Here is a 17588-nt window from a genome sequence, read left to right as displayed (position 1 = left end):
ATATGTTTATACCTATGTAAAATTTACGATTCGTTTTGTTTGTTAAAACGAAAAAAAGAAGCGCTAGCAGATGTAACGCTCCTTACCTTTATTATCCAAACCCAAATCTCAATCTTATACTTCAATAATTATAGGAAGGATCATTGGTTTTCGTTTTGTGTGTGTAAATAAATATTGTCCTACAGATTTTTTAATGTTTTGTTTAATTGCACTCCACTGGTTATGTTTATTCGTTTTTTGAATTTCGTTTACCGCTTTTGTAATAAGTCGATTCACTTCTTTTATTAAATCCCCTGAATCCTTATTAAAAACAAACCCACGGGAAATCGTATCAGGCGGCGACACAAGCTTTCCTTCCGATTTACTTAATGTTAATACAGTAACAAGCATCCCATCCTCAGACAACTGTTTGCGGTCTCGAAGGACAATTTCTCCGACATCACCAACTCCTACCCCATCGACATACGTATTTCCTGCATGGATTTTACGGGTTTGACGAGCAATTGAATGCTCTATATCAACCACATCACCATTATTCATGATAAACGTATTGCCTGGCTTTACGCCAACTGATTCAGCTAACAAGCGGTGATGATGCAGCATTCGGTATTCACCATGAATCGGTATAAAATAGGTCGGCTTCATTAATGTGAGCATCAGTTTCAAATCTTCCTGATATCCATGACCAGAAACATGCATCCCTGATGAACTGCCTGATCCATAAATAACGTTCGCACCGAGTGTAAATAAATTGTCAACGATCCTTGTTACGCTTTTTTCATTCCCGGGAATCGGACCTGCCGCAAAAATTACCGTATCATCTGGCAGTACTTCAACTCCGCGAAAATTTCCAGTTGATAATCGGGAAAGCGCAGCTAATGGTTCACCTTGACTCCCGGTACAAAGGATTGCAACCTTTTCAGGAGGCAATTCATTGATGTGTTCTTTCTCAATTAACATTCCATCTGGAACCCTTAAATACCCACGTTCCATTGCAACCTCAACGACATTAACCATACTTCGTCCAAGCAAGGCGAGTTTTCGATATGTTTTTTCGCAAGCATCGACGACCTGCTGGACACGACTAATATTCGAAGCAAATGTTGAAAGAATCACTTTTCCTTCCGATCTTCGGAAGGCCTCCTCAACATGTTTGCCGACAATTTGCTCAGATGGAGTTGAACCTGCTCGCTCGGCATTTGTACTCTCAGACAGCAGCAGCAATACACCTTCTTTTCCAATATCAGACATTTTATGAATATCTGAGCGGTCCTCATTATTTGCAGGTGTTAAATCAAATTTAAAATCACCCGTATGAACAATATTCCCTTCTGGCGTTTTAAAAACGATTCCTAAACAGTCTGGGATACTATGATTGACCCGGAAAAAGTTCACATGAATATTTCCAAATGAAATGTTTGCGTTAGCGTCAATTTCAATCAACTCGGTCTCCCGCAGAATTTTATGTTCCTTTAATTTTAATTCCACTAATCCAAGAGTAAAGCGTGTCGCATAAACGGGAACATTTATTTTTTTTAAGAAAAACGGGATTCCGCCGATATGGTCTTCATGTCCATGTGTAACAATTAGTGCTTTTACCTTCTCTTTATTCTCTAGTAAATATGTAATGTCTGGAATAATTAAATCAATACCTAATAGGCTTTCATCTGGGAATTTATTCCCGCAGTCAATGATGATAATCTCATTTGCATACTCGATCGCATACATGTTTTTTCCTATCTCATTTAAGCCACCTAAAGCGAATATCGATAATACACCCTCTTTTGCGCTCACGAATACTACCCCCTACTAGAAAAGTAATATTCATAGTATAACCATTACGCTTTTTATTTATCAGAGTAGACAGTATGTTCATCTCTCTTTAAAAAACTAATAAAAAACCTCTTCCTTACCAAGTCAACTTTTAGATATCGAATCAGCATCGATGTAACAAGTAAATATAACCTTTTAACAATAGTGTATAACTCTATGTAATAAAGAGAAGATAAATAAAAGTACAATTCAAGACTCTTTTTTTGGGAGGAATCTACATGCAACAGAACCAACAGGCTCAACAAGCCGCTCTATTAGCTCAACAAACGCTTCAACAAATTCAACAATCCATACAACAAGCAACACAACAAGCAAACCCTCTAGCCATTCAACAAGCGCAACAACTACTACAACAGGCAACTGGCCAAGTCCAACAAGCTCAAAATAGTGCCCAGCCAGCACAACAGCAACAATTTCATCTGATCCAACAACAGTTACAACAGTTAAGTCAGCAACTACAGCAAGTACAACAACTGAGCCAGCAATAAAACAAGGCCCTATTTGGATCGCTCTATAGGGACCTTGTCATTATGATGAATATGATAAACTCGAATCAAAAAGAGTCATTCAAATTATTATTTAATAGCGTTTTAACAGCTTCCTCAATTTCTTGATAGCCAGTGCAACGACAAATATTTGATTCTAACCAATCTTTTATTATTTTATCATCAGCATTTGGATACTTTTGGATTAAAGCGTTACAATTCATAATAAAACCAGGTGTACAATACCCACATTGGAAAGCGAATTTTTCGATAAATTGGGTTTGAATAGGTGCATGATGAAGTCCTTCTACTGTAGTCACCTTTTTATTAACGGCTTCCACAGCAAGCATAAGACATGACTTCATAGAATCACCGTCCACGTCAATCGTACATGCACCACAATCACCATTTAAACAACCCGGTTTTGCCCCTGTTAATCCTAACTCCTCACGCAGTACGTATAATAATGTATCAGCATTCCGTACATATACTGTACGTTCTTCACCATTAATCGTTAACGTTATTTCAGATTTAAACATTACTTTTTTCTCCTTCGAATGTATCCAACACATCATGTAACGTGTTTTTCAAGACAAACAATCGGTATTCTGCAGAGCCGTGAACATCTTCAAGAATAGGTGCTGGCATTAGCTGAATCGCTTCTCTAATTCTTGTTTCAATCGATAACTGACGATTATTTAAAACTTCCTCTATATGCTCACTACGAAATGGAAACGCACATAATCCACTAAATGCTATTTTGATGTATTCATTCTTTTTAAGGGCAGCAGTTGTTATTAAGGGATAGCCAACATCCCATTGTCTTCTTTTTTTTACGCTAAGGAATGGTAAATCAATCTCACTCTGTTCTGTAATGACTTGTAGAAGAAACTCACCTTTCTCTAATTTAAGCTTCTCCTTAAATATTTGATTAATCGGAAATTGCTTTAAACCGGTATGACTTGCAATCACTACTTGACTTTCTGTTAATAGAAGTGGTAATACGGTTTCCCGGTAGATAATATTAGCGCAAATATTTCCACCTAACGTTATTTTATTTCGGGCAGTATGGTCGGCGATTTCGACAATTGCTTTACTTAAAAATGGGAACAACTGTGTCTCTCGAATTTTTGTTAACGATTGTGCCGCTCCTAGTATTAACTCCTTTGGATTTTTTTTTAGAAATAGACTCTCCGGAATCCCTTTAATATCAATAACAGCACCTGTCCTAATTTGGTTATTTCTACCTAATGTAATCACTTCTGTTCCACCCGAAAAATAAAGAGGATTCTTGCCTTGCTCATCTAGCGACCAAAATAGATCAGTCGCTTCTTCAATAGATGTTGGTTTAAAATATTCAAAATCATATGAGATCATTAAAATTCACCGCCTTTTTCCCTCCATATAGATTCAGGAGTTATTGGCAGCTTATTTAAATTGACACCGGAGGCTTTCGATAAGCTATTAGCTAAGGCTGCTGGCATCCCGATTAAGCCGTGTTCACCAACACCACGCGCTCCATATGGACCATCAATATGAGGTGTTTCCAAAAAATGAACGACATATTCTGGATGATCACCAAAACGAAATGGTGTGTACGTTCGAAGACGAGGATTAAGTACTTTCCCATCAATACTATATTCAAATGTTTCACTGCTTCCGAAGTTGAGTCCCATACTCATTGCACCCATCACTTGACCCTGTGCTGCTTTTAAGTTTAGTACTTTCCCGACATCGATTACTGAGTATGCCTTCAGTACCTTGTATGTGTAATCCCGTGTATCGAACTCCACTTCGACCCCCTGAGCTCCTACTGTATATTCTGGTCCAGGTTTTCCAATACCGGTCTCATGATCAAGATGAGTTAAATGCCTTAGCATATAATTCCCTCTCCCAATAACTTGTCCTCCAATTGAATACCCACTTGGATACTTATATCCGTGACAAACTTCTTTTACATTAATAAATGTGTCAGGCTCATCACGAACGTAAATCATTTCATTTCCTACCTCTAAATCATCGGGTGAGCACATGAGTACACGTGAAGCGGTATCCTTTAATTGGGTGATCACATCATCAGCAGCTTTCAGTAATGCTCTACCAGCCAGCAATGTACTTCGACTAGCAACTGTTTTCCAATGTTTTGGTGTAGTTTGGGTATCAACGTTCATCTTGACATAGATTTTATTAACATCCATTTTTAATTTTTCTGCTAATAATTGTGCCAGTATCGTTTTCGTACCTGTACCGATTTCTACTACTCCCGATTCAATATTTACACTTCCATCTCTATTAAATAAGATTACAATCCCGGAGCTTGCATCAGAATCAATGGTCGATGTTTTCCAAAAACAACTCATACCTTTTACCCTTATTTTCCGCTCACTCATTTGAATAACTTGTCCTTCATCCCAATTCATTACTCGTTTTAACTGATCAATACATTGGGGTAAATTACCGACAGTACTTTCATTAAGACGAATTTGCGTTGGTGTTGTATGTCCAGGAAGAAAGGCATTTATCCTACGTATCTCTATGGGGTCTATATTTAACTTTTCAGCAAGCATGTCCATTGCCCGCTCAAAAACAAATAAAATCTCAGAATGACTAAACCCTCTATATGCAGTGGCATATGTATGATTCGTATATACGCATAAAGAATCACAGAATATATTCTCTATGTTGTAAGGCCCTGTACAAGTAACTGCAGCCGCTCTACTTATCGTCGCTCCTTTATCTGAATATGCCCCTGTATCAAACATATACCACATTTCCGCTGCCGTTAATTTCCCATCTTTTGTCGCTCCAAGCTTAATGTTTGCATTAAGCCCTATATGTACTGGAGAAGTTATCATATCCTCTTCCCGACTATTTAAAAGTTTAACAGGTCTCCCACCAACAGCAAGTGTGGCCATATAGGCAATTAACTCTAGCTGTACAGCTACTTTCCCGCCATAGCCTCCTCCTACTAGCGGTGTATTCACGATGATCTTACCTTCCTCTAGTTTAAAGTAATCACTCATTAGTTTTTTGATTACATATGGTGACTGTGTAGAAGATGAAAACACAACAAAACCATCTGGACGAATTTCGGCAGTCACACATCTTGTTTCCATAGCGATATGATCTGATGGGGAAAAGGAAAAACTAGCCTCAACCGTTACATCACTCTTGGCCCATCCTTGCTCCATATTCCCTTTTCGTATTTTTGTACGATCAGCAATGTTCGAATTTTCTTCTGGATATACATGTTCGATTCTTTCATAAGACGCTAACTTTTCATGGACTAACGTCGCTCCTGGAAGAAGTGCTTCGTTTGGTGAATTCACAACAGGGAGTGGTTCATACGTAACTTCTATTAAATCAGCTGCTTTCTTTGCTTGTACAGGAGTATCAGCTACAACAGCGGCTACTGGTTCACCATGATATCGAACTCTCTCATAGGCAATAGGAGGTCGATCTTTAATTTCTTCTCCAGTTAGAGGGAACGGCTGACCAAGAATAATCGCTCGAACACCTGCTACATTGTGAGCTTTAATCGTATCAATTGCTTTAATTTTGGCATGAGCATATGAACTTACAACTAACTTAATATGTAGCATCCCTTTTGCAGAAAAATCATCAGTAAATTTTGCCGCTCCCGTTACTTTTTCCAGTGCTTCTTTTCGGAAAATACTCTTTCCAATATACCCACTCATATCTATTAGCCACCTCTATAAACATTTTCTAAGTCTTTAATAGTTGGCACTTGAAAATATATACATTTGAATATTATTGGTTCTCGTTACATGAATCATTCATGCCATAAGGAAAAAAATTATTAACACTAAAAAATTTACCATTTTGTATAAAAAAAGACATGTAACAAACTCTATTATTGTAATTTTAAAGAAGGAGTTAAGAAAAAATGCCTAACAATGATGGTATTTCACCTGAATACTTAGTACTTATTATTACAGCAACTCTAATCGGAACACTCGTACGCTTCCTTTCAATTAAACTTGATTATAGGCAATACCCTAATTATCCGAATGGCTACTTAATTCATTTAGTAACCGGAGCACTTGCAGCTGCAATCGGCGCATTTATCATTCCGACACTAATGGAAAAAGAGTTTACAGCTGTTACATTTCTTGCCTTAGCTATCCAACATTTTCGTGATGTCCGGAAAATAGAAAGAGAAAGTCTCTTAGATCTTGAAGGAGAAGAGTTTTCAAAACGTGGTGATGCTTACATTGACGGGATTTCAAAAATATTCGAAGCCCGAAACTATATCGTATTACTCGTTTCCTTTTCTACTGCTCTAACAATTTTACTGTTTCAACGACTTTTAGAGGTTGATGCATGGGTAGAAATTGTATGCGGTTCAATAGTCGGGTTTAGCATATTCTATCTATTAAAGCGATTTACAGCACGACAAAAAATAAAAGATATCGCTACCGTTACTGAAGGAAAAATAGAAATTAGAGACTCTGACCTGTACGTGAATGATATTTTTGTCTCCCATTTGATGGGGAGGGAGGAAGCAAAAGAATGGTTCTTACAAGATGGATTAGCCGCGGTGATCCATCCAAACGAAAATCACTTTCTAATCCCTCTATCGAATAGTGGTCAACGGCAAGCCATCTTATTTGAAGTGGCACGGAGACTGGGACAGAAGAAATTATATAGTATCCAAAATCCAGGACCAGGTACAATTGTCATTGCAATCGTACCAATCATTAAGAATATTGATTTGTTGAAAGAAACCATCTTACTAACTCCTTTGCTAGAAACAGTCAAAAAGAATCCAGAATTATTAAAGGCAAAAGTAGGAGGAGAAGAATAATGGGAAACAACGGACAACAGATCCAAGGAATACTGGCCTTTGTTACCACTGATAAAAACCGATATTTAGGTGGTGCGCCTCTCTCAATATTAGCAAACAATAGAGAAGAATTGATTGATTTTGCCGAGACAATTGCTGAATCATTTTTAGCTGATATTGTTGAACTCAAGAGTGGTGATTATTTAATTATAAAAAAATAAGAAAATTCCCTCTCCTAAATTGAAAGACCACATTGGTAGTGGTCTTTTATTTTTTTAAAAGAAATTTTCGTTTTAACTAGCCTCTATTCTTCATAAAGATAATATGAGCTTCCGATACAATAAATTGGAGGGATAGTAATGAACGAGCTATTTACCATTTTGAAAGCCCTTCAGGATCCCAATCATGAGAAGATGTTAGCTACAATTGTTCATGTCGAGGGTTCCTCCTATCGTAAAGAGGGAGCAATGATGCTTTATATAGAAGGTAATAAACAGATTGGTCTTTTAAGCGGAGGCTGTTTAGAAGCAGACTTGGCAGAGAGGTCCATAGGCATCATCCAAGGAAACGACTCCCATACGGTTGAATACGATTTAAGTGTAGAAGATGACTTATCATGGGGACAAGGAAGCGGGTGTAATGGAAAGATTTCAGTACTATTAGAGCGAATCGATGATAAACTCAAGCGACATTTTATCATTGTAAAAAACTATTTAGATCAAGGGATCCCTGTTCTTCACGTCAAAAAATTATCAGGGAAAGGTAATGTGATTGATTACACGTTTATCACAGAGAATCAGAACGTATTTGGTGAATGGACTAACGAAAACCCAAATCAATTAATCCAGGTTTTTTCCAACTGCAAAAATGGAATATATGATCTAGAGAATGAACGTTACTTTATCCAAGTCTTTAATCCTAAACCACGCATAATCATATTTGGTGCAGGTCCAGATGTAAGACCGCTTTCCGCCTTTGCAGCTAAAGCAGGCTTTACGGTAATTATTACGGATTGGCGTCCAGCACTTTGTCATAAAACCTATTTTCCAGATGCCGATGATATTATTATTGATGATCCAAGCTCACTTTTATATTATTTTTCGTTTCAAACCAATGATTCTGTTATTATTATGACACATCATTTTCAAAAGGATAGAGAGATCCTAAAAACGCTTCTACAAAACAGATTACAGTACCTTGGTATTTTAGGGCCACGAAAACGAACATATCAACTTTTAGAAGGGAAGGAAATCCCAACGTGGCTTCATTCCCCAGTAGGTCTTCCTATTGGTGCAATTGGACCTGAGGAAATCGCAATTAGTATTCTTGCTGATGTCATCAAAACCGTACGAAAGGAAGATAACCATGATTTTTGGAATCTACCTAGCAGCTGGTCAAAGCAAAAGAATGGGATGTCCTAAATTAGCTCTCCCTTTAGGTAACAAACAATTGGGAAGTATCGCTTTAGAAACAGCAATTGGATCTAATTTAGATAAAATTATCGTTGTAACTAATCAAGCAGATTCCCTCTCATGGCTCCCAAACCATCTTTCCTTAACAAAATGTGTTCTTGTCCAGTGTGAACAATCAAGCAAAGGGCAGGCAGAATCATTAAAGTGTGGCCTTACAACTGCAATAAAAAGGCATGCTGAGGCCGTTATGATTTTACTTGCTGATCAACCATTTGTTACAAAAGAAATTATCAATCACATCGTTACTTTATACAAAAAAGAAAAAAACAGTTATATTGCTGCATCTTATAACGGAATAATAAGTCCGCCGGTTATGTTTGATTCAACTCTATTCCCTGCTTTATTTAAATTACAAGGTGACATAGGGGCACGTGAAATAATAAGAAATAATTCTCAAGGCTTAATCGTCAAATTTAGTGATAAGAGACACTTTCTAGATGTCGATACAGTTAAACAATACAAATCACTTTTAAATGATACATCATTTATACATAAAATAAAATAATCCTATGTCTTAACTGTTGTACCTTCCGAAGCTTTAAATTGCGGAAGACTTGTATCTTTTAGTTAGTCAATGATACAAGTCTTTTTTTATACTTCTGAGACACCTATCACCATTACACCTCAGACTCTACACTCATATGTAAATGGTAAAGAATCATTTTCTCTTATACATTCTTTTACCAATTTTAAATAGTAATTAATAAACTTTCGTATATACGTCTTGGTACAACTCTTTTACCTTTTTTAATTGTTTGGCCCCAGTCTGAAACAAATTTTCTTCCCGTTTCTCTAATGCAGTATCAACTTGAAAGTCCCAGTAGTTTACCTCTAATTCAAGATCTAATAATGAACAAACTTTATTTTCTCTGTAATAGTTTTCAATAGCGCTTATGGACATAAAATACGAAACAATATTGTTAATATTTACTCTAAAATACCAGCCCAATTCAGCTATATACTTACGTTCCTGTGTAATTTCTATGACATCCCCTCGATTAAATCGAAAAACATCCCGGTATTGCTGACCGGAATGAAAACAATCCACCTTATGTTCAAATGCTTTTTTTACGACAATATAAAAGCACATAAAAAACTCCCCTCTCATTACAATAGATATAACCCTATTATAATTGATAATGATTATCTGTATCAATTGTTTTTTGTATAATACTTTTTTAAATGAAGAAATATTTAGTTTTTTTATACATCAAAAATCCCTCAGTTCTTTTTGAACTAAGAGATTCTGATTGTGATACATGTATTTTGAAAATCAAACAAAAATCCTGTGATCGTAGACTTTTAATAAAAGACGCCAGTTAAAATATAAACGTTATTATACTGTACAGTACAGTTGAGATTGCGGCTGCTATTAACGCTGGTTTTAATTTAAATTTCACATAGTCGATCACAGAAAGACCTAAAATTTTAGCGATTGTATTTGTATCGTCACTTAACGGTGAAGCAAATGCCCCAAAAGAACCACTGGCAAATACAGCTCCAATCACTAGCGGTAATGATACTCCTCCGACACTGGCTAATGACACACCAAGCGGCATTAAAATTCCCCATGTCCCCCAGGCCGATCCAATAAAATAGGAAATGGCTGCTCCAAATACAAAGATAAGAGGGGCAATGAACATTTGCGGAATCCAATCTGTATAAGCAATTACAAAGCTTGAAAAACCTAAATCGTCTGTAATCGAAGAGAGGCCCCAGACTACAGATAATAGTAAAATGACAGACATTAGATCATTGCCGCCTGTGATAAATCCAGTAATCAACTCTTCTAATTTAAATCGTTGAAGTAAGTAAAAAATCATCGACAACAAAACCGTAATAAGGAGGGCGACAACCATTGCATCAAGAACATCAGCCTTTATAAAGGCTTGAAAAAAACCGAACCCTTTTTCATGACCATCCCACCAAGTTAAAAATAACGTAAAACCAATAACCAATATTAATGGCAGAAGGAGATTCATTGGTTTAATAGGCAATTCCTTTGCGACGGCAGGATGACAATCATGCCAATCTTCTTCCTCTTCTGTTTTCTCTTCCATTTGTGTTGGTGCATGTGACTTCTTTTTTGAATGGTGGAAAAAGCTTAAATACACCCCAAGTATTATTGTAACAATTGAAAAAAAGTTAAATGGAATACTTTGGATAAAAAGCGAGTATGGATCTACATTGATGTCCTGATTTTGCGTCGCGATTTGAATGATCGAAACCATATAACCTACGAATGCCGTTGCAACAGGAATCAGTACAATAATCGGAGTTGCTGTTGTCTCGATGACAAAGCCGAGCTCCTCAGTCGTCATTTTCACTTTTTTTAAGAGTGCTCTCATGATTGGGGCTATTGTAACAAAACGAAACGTAGGAGCAATGAACGTCCCAATCGTCGAAACATAAGTTAAAACAAGAGCTTGTCTCCTTGTTTTAATTTTTTCCGCTGCTTTCTCAACGAACCCTCTAATCCCTCCAGTCATTTTAATCATCCCAACGAGTCCGGAAAATGCGTATAAAAAGACAATAATTTTGATATTGTTTGGATCAATAATGGCTTGGACAATGTAGGTAAACATCGCTTGGATACCACCAATAACAGATGGTTCCTTAATATATGATCCAACCAGCAAGCCGAGAAATAATCCAGGAAGGACTTGTCTTGTAAAAATCGCAACCGGGATAACAACTAAAAACGGAATAATCGAAAGCCAGTTTGCTTCCATCTTTTATCACCTATCTTAGAATATAATTTACCCGTTTTTAAATAACAAGCTTATCTTGTGATTAAGATGGAATATTATACTTTAACTGACTAACTAAACTATTACTATTTTTTATTGAATGTAATTAGAAGTTCTTTAAGCGATCGAAATCCAATCAGCTTTCTCCATTGAACATCAGATGTCCTCAGTTCGATGTTTGGTATTCTTTGTAGAAGAATTCGAATCGCGATTTCTGCTTCTAACCGAGCCAAAGCTGATCCAAGACAAAAATGATTTCCATAGCCAAAAGCCAGATGAGGATTAGGATTCCTTGTTATATTTAGTTGGTTAGGCTTGGTGAATTTATTTGGATCACGATTTGCAGCACCCAGAAGAATATACACTTGCTCACCTTTTTTAATCATTGTCTTATTGATTTCGATATCTTCAGATGCAACTCTAGCAGTCATCTGTGTTGGGCTTTCATAGCGTAGAAACTCCTCGACTGCTGTCTGAACATAATCAGGATTATCTTTTAGCACCATTAATTGTTCAGGATGATGTAATAAAGCTAACATCGAATTACTTATGAGATTTACTGTTGTTTCATGTCCAGCGATCACGAGTAAAATGCAGGTTGACAGTATTTCATCATCTGATAGCTTATCACCTTGCTGCTCTTCTTTAATTAATGTACTAATAAGGTCATCTTGAGGATGTTTCTTTCGATTTTCAATTAGTACTTTAAAATAATCTAGTAATCTCACTGTCGTTTCGTTACCATTTGCTAGGTTTTTTCTCGTTCGTGTAATGTCTATTGTCTGAATTAGGCTGATAGTCCATTCTCTAAATTGATAGCGGTCTTGTGCTGGGACTCCTAATACTTTTGCAATAATCAGGCTAGCTAAAGGAAAGGCAAAGTCGGCCACAACATCCATCTTTTTGTGTTTCTGAACTGCATCAAGTAGTTCATGAACCGTTTCTTCTATATATGGACGATACTTTCCGACAGTCTGTGGGGTAAAGCCTTTACTAACGAGTAGTCGAAAACGCATATGATCAGGTGGATTTTTAAAAAGCAACATATTATTCTGTACTTTTTTTAGATCTTGATATTTTTTTGATCTCTCAGGTAATGGGATGCGACTTTTAAATCTAGTATCCTTTAAAATAGCGACAGCCTCGTCATATCCGGTGACATACCAGCCAGAATATTTTAAGAGAGTTAGCCTTGTAATCGGATTTGTAGTACGTAGCTGATCGTAAAAAGGATAAGGATTATGTAAAAACTGTGGAGAAGTGAGGGAAAATGTTGTTGCTTTTATGTTATTAAATGCTTGCGGTACGTCTTTGATCATTTCTCTTCCTCCCTAACTTTTAACTACTTGGATTATTTTTAATTCCTCCCCAATTACTTTAAACGAATCTAATAAATGATCTATTTGTGTTGAACTATGCTCAGTAGTAACTGTTAAACGAATTCGACTTTCTCCATGCGGGACTGTTGGCGGTCGAATTGCTGGCGCATAAATGCCTTTTTCTTGTAACCTTTTGGAAAATGTTACAGAAGCATCCGGTTCACCAATAATAACTGGGATAATGGGTGTTTCATCACCTTTTACAGTAAAACCTAAATTTTCAAGCTTATTTTTTATATATTTAACATTTGAAAGTAATTGTTTTCGCTTTTCACTACCACGTTCAATCAATTCTAATGCTACATATGAGGCGGCACAGCTCGATGGTGGGATACTCGTTTGAAAAATGAATGGTCTTGCATGATTAATTAGAAAGTCGACAAGCACTTTTGTCCCAGAAACAAAACCACCTTCTGTACCAACCGCCTTGCTCAATGTTCCAATAACAACATCAGGGTTGACGCCAAAATATTCATTTGTTCCTCTGCCATTTCTCCCTAGCACACCCGTAGCATGAGCATCATCAACAATAACGTAAGCATGATAATCGTTGGCAAGCCGCATAATCTTATCTAGCGGGGCAATGGTACCATCCATACTAAACACCCCATCCGTCACAATAAAGCGTCGTCGATAACATTTTGTCTCTTTCAATTTTTCTTCTAAATCATGTATATCAATATGCCGGTAAACGACGGTATCTGCTTTTGAAAGACGACAGCCATCAATAATACTGGCATGATTTAATTGATCACTTATAAACACATCGCCTTGTTCAGGTAATGATGTCAGTACTGCAAGATTCGCTAAATATCCATTCGAAAAAAGAAGAGCAGCTTCCATTTGTTTAAAACTGGCAATACGTTTTTCGAGATTTTTATGCCATATTGTATTCCCAGTTGTCAGTCTTGAACCACTACTCCCTACCCCAAACTCATGTAGAATCGCTTCTGCAGCGTAAATCAGCTGCTCATCACCCGCGAGCCCTAAATAATTATTTGAAGAGAAAACTGTTTGTCTTTGCCAATCAATCTCCATCTCAGAGTGTGGGGCCGAATACATCGTTCGTAATGTTCGATACAATCCAGCCTTTTTTGTTTTATCTATACGTTTACTTAACCAACTATCAAAGCTTGACACTAAGTAAGCCCCCTTAAATATCCATTATTTTTTATTCCACTGAATAAAAATCGGCTGTTTTTCTAAATAGTCTATGTATGACATCAAATCTTGTAATCCATTAACAAAAAAGATGCGACAACCTCGTTCATCTCCAGGCTCTTTTAGTTTCGTAATCCGTTGATAGCCAAGTTTCTTACTAGCTACATAGCCTGTAATATAATCAGGGTCATCAGACCAACATAACTCTGCAATCGTTGAGGGATGGTCGCAGACTTTTGTTGCCAGAACAAGAGCCTCTTTTACTCTATTGCTTTTTTGCATGCTGTTTTCAATCGCCCACTGCTCAAAATTAGGTGTAGACCAATCCATTCTAGAAACTCTTATACCTTTTTCACTTCGGTCATCGATTCGTTCACCAGAATGAATATCATACAAGATTGCCCCTCTACTATCTGAACATTCTGAAATTAATTTATATGCCTTTTCAATCATCCTTTTAGGGACTCCTGACTTTTCTAACAATCTTCGTGCCAAAGCTTGTCCTTCTTCTACAGAATTAACTTTATTTGTTTCTACCTGTAATGGCTCAACGAATTTTATCGGTTCATTAATCACTTCAAACTGAATTTGTAAAAAATCAGGTTTTCCACGAGAATGATTCAATGCCTTCTCCATTAAAACATTCACTGACTGTTTTAGATCTTGAAAAGTAGAAAGTAATTCCCCACCAGATATATGCTTTCCACCCTGTTCGTGAGCTCTGTCCTTGGCTGCTCTCATTCTAACACTATAAAGCTCTTCGTCTTTCATAACCCTACCTTCCTTACCTATATTTAGCAAAAACAAATTTGTTAACTTAAATAAACAAAGAGTTAACAATACAAATATATATTTTTCAATTTATTTTGTCAATGTTTCTAAACTTTAAAAAAAAATCAGGAAATAAAAATTAAAATAACAGTAAAAGGTCTTACGGGGAAACATCCGTAAGACCTTTTACTGTAGAGATTATTACGCTCGATTTCTCGTAATGACAGATATGATTTGATCAATGCTCATCGATGTATCTAATTTATATGTACCGATTTGTACATATTTTGCAGCATCTTTAGCCTCTAATCGTTTGATAAACTCAGTTTCAGTTCTAACGAGACCACTATGCTTCAATAGGATTGCAACATCCCTGCTTACCATCCCTTTTTCAATCGTAATCTGATGTGTTACAACTTGATTTTCTTCTTCTTTTTTCTCTTCAGCTTTTTGTTGCTCGGCTGTTGATTGTTGCTTAGGTGTCTCAACTGTGCTGGTCTCTTCAGTCTTTTGATTAGATGCTTCATCTTGTGAATTATTATCGCTCTGACCACTGATCAAAGTTTCATATTCTTCTTTATGAACGACAATGAAGTTATTTTCCTCTAAAAATGATTGAATGCTTTCCTGAGTAATCATTTCCTCATGTACTTTTGTATTGACAGGTTCATTTGCAAAGACAGGCTTAAAAAGGATTAGAGCAATGGCTGTAATGATTAGTCCCATCGCTAGTCCTCGTGCAGTATGTTTATCCACGGTTATTGTTTTCCTCCATGCTTTTCATTTTATCTTTTAATTCCGTAATCTCACGCATAAGATTAATATGTACATTACTTACTTGATTCGTTACTTCTGATTCATAATCTTTCGCAAAGAAAGAATAGATGAATAATCCTATTCCAGATAGAATCAATACAATGATCAACAACGTCAATTCTAGTCACCCCTTTAAATCCAAGCTTCGATTAAAAATAGTCGAATCTCTTAAACATTGATAATGCTGAGATCGTCATTATTCGACACTTTTATACAACCTATAAAATCATAGCATTTTTTTAGGTAGATAAAATGAACCGTAAGACCTGAATTTGAATGGCAAATCTTTCTTATTTAACTTTGGAATAAAAAATAGGACCAACGATTGTTAGTCCTACTAATGTTACAGAATATAATCTTTTAGCTTTTCATAACCGATCTTTTCTTCGTTAAACCAAGGAATAATCGCACATTTTTCTGCCTTTTTCTCATGTACATCAATAATCCACTGTTTTTCTGAATTCGCTTTCCCTCTTAGTACTGGGTCCTTTGTATTTGTTGCATACAAGCTTTGATTAATCACCCACCACTCGGGAGAGATATCGGCTCGTTTTAGATCCTCTTGTAATCGGGAAGCCTCCAATACTGGTGTTGCTTCAGCTAGTGTAACGATAACTACCGCTGTCTCCTCAGCATTCCTTATTTGCGGTAGTAACTTTTTAACACTTTCAGGTACTTCACCAGTCGATCTTGCAATTTCCTTACTATAGGACTGTGCTGCATCTAACAATAATAGCGTATGTCCTGTTGGTGCTGTATCAATCACAACAATTTCATTTTCTGACTTGGCAACGACTTCAGCAAAAGCTTGAAAAACAGCAATTTCCTCTGTACACGGTGAATTTAAATCTTCTTCTAAATACGCGATTCCATCTTCATCCAGCTCTTTGCGGGCATTTTCTAAGACCTGTGCTTTATACTTTTCAACTTCTTCTTTCGGGTTAATGCTGCTTATTGTTAAGTTTTCATTTAGGTGATCACTCTGAAATTGGTAGTTTAAATGCGCAGCAGGATCTGTAGTCGTTAAATGAACACGATGTCCCTTTTCTACTAATCCAACAGCAATTGCAGAAGCTACTGTTGTTTTGCCTACTCCACCTTTTCCCATTGTAAAGATTAACCTCGTGTTGCTTGCTGAGAAATCTTCAATCACGTCATTCAGCCTTGGAAGGTTCGTTATTTCGCGATCACATTCTAACTCATTTTCAGGCATGCTGTCTTGTTTAAATAATTGACGAAGGTTATTAATACCAGTTAATGAATAAGATACAAATGGTACGGAATACGTTGTTATCTGTTGTAAATTTTGAGGAAGTTCAGCTAGAGCATTCATTTGGCGATGATAGAATGCTGATGATACCTCATCCTCCTCAATATGGTGTTGAAGAAGTCCATTTACAATAAGTAATTGATTTTCGATTCCAATTTCCTTTAATTCTTTGGAAGCACGATCCGCTTCCATTAGTGATGATGCATCAGGTCTAGCTACTAGTAATAATGTTGTTTTACTACGATCAGAAAGTACATCCACTGTTTTTGCATAGAGATCCTTTTTATCAGCAAGACCGGACAATGGTCCTAAGCATGAAGCTCCGTGTGTGCTTTCCTCTAAAAACCCACTCCAAGCCGTTGGTAACTGCAATAACCGTAGCGTGTGTCCAGTAGGTGCTGTATCAAAAATAATATGGTCAAATTCATTGACAATGTCGGAATTTGTTAACAAACTCGTAAATTCATCAAAAGCTGCAATCTCTACAGTACACGCTCCTGATAATTGTTCTTCCATTGTAGCAACAACAGAGTCAGGAAGTTTGCCGCGATACGGGCCTACTACTTTTTCACGATAGTCATAGGCTGCGCTTTCGGGATCTAAGTTACTTGCATATAAGTTTTCAACAGCAGGTACTGCTCGAGGTGTATTCGTTAATTCGAGTTCAAAGACATCTTGTAAATTGGAAGCGGGGTCTGTGCTAATTAACAGTACCTTCTTTCCGCTATCCGCTAATGCCACCGCTGTTGCACAAGCAGTTGACGTTTTACCTACTCCGCCTTTGCCAGTCAGAAATAAAAAAGGAGTTTGAATGACCGTTTCTGGCTGAAATACTGAAAGCATA

At 36.8% G+C, this 17588-nt stretch carries 17 protein-coding genes; 5 read left to right on the top strand and 12 right to left on the bottom strand.

Annotated elements, in window-relative coordinates:
* Positions 1-114: 114 nt before the first annotated feature.
* Positions 115-1794: a ribonuclease J gene (locus ACJ2A9_RS16260; RefSeq protein ID WP_441422725.1), complete on the bottom strand. Its 1680-nt coding sequence runs from the start codon at positions 1792-1794 to the stop codon at positions 115-117.
* Positions 1795-2051: 257 nt separating this feature from the next.
* Here ACJ2A9_RS16260 and ACJ2A9_RS16255 point away from each other — a divergent pair, with 257 nt between their 5' ends.
* Positions 2052-2321 (top strand): hypothetical protein, encoded by a 270-nt coding sequence (locus tag ACJ2A9_RS16255; RefSeq protein WP_441422724.1) that lies wholly within the window; start codon positions 2052-2054, stop codon positions 2319-2321.
* A 65-nt stretch (positions 2322-2386) separates the two neighbouring features.
* Here ACJ2A9_RS16255 and ACJ2A9_RS16250 read toward each other — a convergent pair whose 3' ends face one another.
* Genes ACJ2A9_RS16250 through ACJ2A9_RS16240 form a run of 3 tightly spaced genes read right to left on the bottom strand, consistent with a single transcriptional unit; the run spans position 2387 to position 6016 of the window.
* Positions 2387-2857 carry a (2Fe-2S)-binding protein gene (locus tag ACJ2A9_RS16250; protein ID WP_441422723.1) on the bottom strand — a complete coding sequence of 157 codons (471 nt, stop codon included), beginning with the start codon at positions 2855-2857 and terminating at the stop codon, positions 2387-2389.
* A complete protein-coding gene (locus ACJ2A9_RS16245; protein WP_441422722.1) occupies positions 2850-3695 on the bottom strand; it encodes an FAD binding domain-containing protein in 846 nt (281 codons plus the stop codon). The genes ACJ2A9_RS16250 and ACJ2A9_RS16245 overlap by 8 nt, the downstream gene beginning before the upstream one ends.
* Positions 3695-6016, bottom strand: coding sequence for a xanthine dehydrogenase family protein molybdopterin-binding subunit (locus tag ACJ2A9_RS16240; protein ID WP_441422721.1), 2322 nt, complete (start codon positions 6014-6016; stop codon positions 3695-3697). The genes ACJ2A9_RS16245 and ACJ2A9_RS16240 overlap by 1 nt, the downstream gene beginning before the upstream one ends.
* 209 nt (positions 6017-6225) lie before the next feature.
* Between ACJ2A9_RS16240 and ACJ2A9_RS16235 the strand changes: the two genes are divergently transcribed.
* The 4 genes from ACJ2A9_RS16235 (at position 6226) to ACJ2A9_RS16220 (ending at position 9102) form a co-directional block, all read left to right on the top strand.
* The gene (locus ACJ2A9_RS16235; protein WP_441422720.1) at positions 6226-7146 is read left to right on the top strand and encodes a YIEGIA family protein; all 921 of its coding nucleotides are present in this window, start codon (positions 6226-6228) and stop codon (positions 7144-7146) included.
* Positions 7146-7346, top strand: a complete 201-nt coding sequence (locus ACJ2A9_RS16230) for a capping complex subunit for YIEGIA (RefSeq protein ID WP_441422719.1) — start codon at positions 7146-7148, stop codon at positions 7344-7346. Before ACJ2A9_RS16235 ends, ACJ2A9_RS16230 begins: the two co-directional genes overlap by 1 nt.
* 138 nt (positions 7347-7484) lie before the next feature.
* Complete coding sequence (locus ACJ2A9_RS16225) at positions 7485-8546, top strand: XdhC family protein (protein WP_441422718.1); 1062 nt, start codon at positions 7485-7487, stop codon at positions 8544-8546.
* Entirely contained in the window at positions 8491-9102 is a 612-nt protein-coding gene (locus ACJ2A9_RS16220; protein ID WP_441422717.1) for an NTP transferase domain-containing protein, read from the top strand. The genes ACJ2A9_RS16225 and ACJ2A9_RS16220 overlap by 56 nt, the downstream gene beginning before the upstream one ends.
* A 195-nt stretch (positions 9103-9297) precedes the next feature.
* On the opposite strand, the gene ACJ2A9_RS16215 is transcribed toward ACJ2A9_RS16220, so the two are convergent.
* The 8 genes from ACJ2A9_RS16215 to arsA all read right to left on the bottom strand — a co-directional run bounded on the left by ACJ2A9_RS16215 (position 9298) and on the right by arsA (position 17587).
* Positions 9298-9687 carry a hypothetical protein gene (locus ACJ2A9_RS16215; RefSeq protein ID WP_441422716.1) on the bottom strand — a complete coding sequence of 130 codons (390 nt, stop codon included), beginning with the start codon at positions 9685-9687 and terminating at the stop codon, positions 9298-9300.
* A gap of 229 nt (positions 9688-9916) precedes the next feature.
* Positions 9917-11329, bottom strand: coding sequence for a Na+/H+ antiporter NhaC family protein (locus ACJ2A9_RS16210; RefSeq protein ID WP_441422715.1), 1413 nt, complete (start codon positions 11327-11329; stop codon positions 9917-9919).
* A 104-nt stretch (positions 11330-11433) separates the two neighbouring features.
* Positions 11434-12666, bottom strand: a complete 1233-nt coding sequence (locus ACJ2A9_RS16205) for a cytochrome P450 (protein WP_441422714.1) — start codon at positions 12664-12666, stop codon at positions 11434-11436.
* 12 nt (positions 12667-12678) lie between these two features.
* Positions 12679-13866, bottom strand: a complete 1188-nt coding sequence (gene bioF / locus ACJ2A9_RS16200; RefSeq protein WP_441422713.1) for an 8-amino-7-oxononanoate synthase — start codon at positions 13864-13866, stop codon at positions 12679-12681.
* A 24-nt stretch (positions 13867-13890) separates the two neighbouring features.
* Positions 13891-14658, bottom strand: a complete 768-nt coding sequence (gene bioW, locus ACJ2A9_RS16195; protein WP_441422712.1) for a 6-carboxyhexanoate--CoA ligase — start codon at positions 14656-14658, stop codon at positions 13891-13893.
* Positions 14659-14859: 201 nt separating this feature from the next.
* Positions 14860-15414, bottom strand: a complete 555-nt coding sequence (locus ACJ2A9_RS16190; protein WP_441422711.1) for an endolytic transglycosylase MltG — start codon at positions 15412-15414, stop codon at positions 14860-14862.
* Positions 15407-15592 carry a hypothetical protein gene (locus ACJ2A9_RS16185; protein WP_441422710.1) on the bottom strand — a complete coding sequence of 62 codons (186 nt, stop codon included), beginning with the start codon at positions 15590-15592 and terminating at the stop codon, positions 15407-15409. The genes ACJ2A9_RS16190 and ACJ2A9_RS16185 overlap by 8 nt, the downstream gene beginning before the upstream one ends.
* A gap of 225 nt (positions 15593-15817) precedes the next feature.
* The gene (arsA, locus tag ACJ2A9_RS16180) at positions 15818-17587 is read right to left on the bottom strand and encodes an arsenical pump-driving ATPase (protein ID WP_441422709.1); all 1770 of its coding nucleotides are present in this window, start codon (positions 17585-17587) and stop codon (positions 15818-15820) included.
* Position 17588 lies beyond the last annotated feature (1 nt).

The sequence above is a fragment of the Anaerobacillus sp. MEB173 genome, from assembly GCF_052119505.1.
Classification (GTDB): Bacteria; Bacillota; Bacilli; order Bacillales; family JBJMAU01; genus JBJMAU01.
This window is presented reverse-complemented; position numbering and strand designations above follow the sequence as displayed.

Coding starts and splice junctions, on each gene's coding strand:
- ACJ2A9_RS16205 (WP_441422714.1), bottom strand. CDS start 12,666: ATGATCAAAGACGTACCGCAAGCATTTAATAACATAAAAGCAACAACA.
- bioW (WP_441422712.1), bottom strand. CDS start 14,658: ATGAAAGACGAAGAGCTTTATAGTGTTAGAATGAGAGCAGCCAAGGAC.
- ACJ2A9_RS16215 (WP_441422716.1), bottom strand. CDS start 9,687: ATGTGCTTTTATATTGTCGTAAAAAAAGCATTTGAACATAAGGTGGAT.
- ACJ2A9_RS16240 (WP_441422721.1), bottom strand. CDS start 6,016: ATGAGTGGGTATATTGGAAAGAGTATTTTCCGAAAAGAAGCACTGGAA.
- arsA (WP_441422709.1), bottom strand. CDS start 17,587: ATGCTTTCAGTATTTCAGCCAGAAACGGTCATTCAAACTCCTTTTTTA.
- ACJ2A9_RS16235 (WP_441422720.1), top strand. CDS start 6,226: ATGCCTAACAATGATGGTATTTCACCTGAATACTTAGTACTTATTATT.
- ACJ2A9_RS16230 (WP_441422719.1), top strand. CDS start 7,146: ATGGGAAACAACGGACAACAGATCCAAGGAATACTGGCCTTTGTTACC.
- ACJ2A9_RS16250 (WP_441422723.1), bottom strand. CDS start 2,857: ATGTTTAAATCTGAAATAACGTTAACGATTAATGGTGAAGAACGTACA.
- ACJ2A9_RS16220 (WP_441422717.1), top strand. CDS start 8,491: ATGATTTTTGGAATCTACCTAGCAGCTGGTCAAAGCAAAAGAATGGGA.
- ACJ2A9_RS16225 (WP_441422718.1), top strand. CDS start 7,485: ATGAACGAGCTATTTACCATTTTGAAAGCCCTTCAGGATCCCAATCAT.
- ACJ2A9_RS16255 (WP_441422724.1), top strand. CDS start 2,052: ATGCAACAGAACCAACAGGCTCAACAAGCCGCTCTATTAGCTCAACAA.
- ACJ2A9_RS16210 (WP_441422715.1), bottom strand. CDS start 11,329: ATGGAAGCAAACTGGCTTTCGATTATTCCGTTTTTAGTTGTTATCCCG.
- ACJ2A9_RS16245 (WP_441422722.1), bottom strand. CDS start 3,695: ATGATCTCATATGATTTTGAATATTTTAAACCAACATCTATTGAAGAA.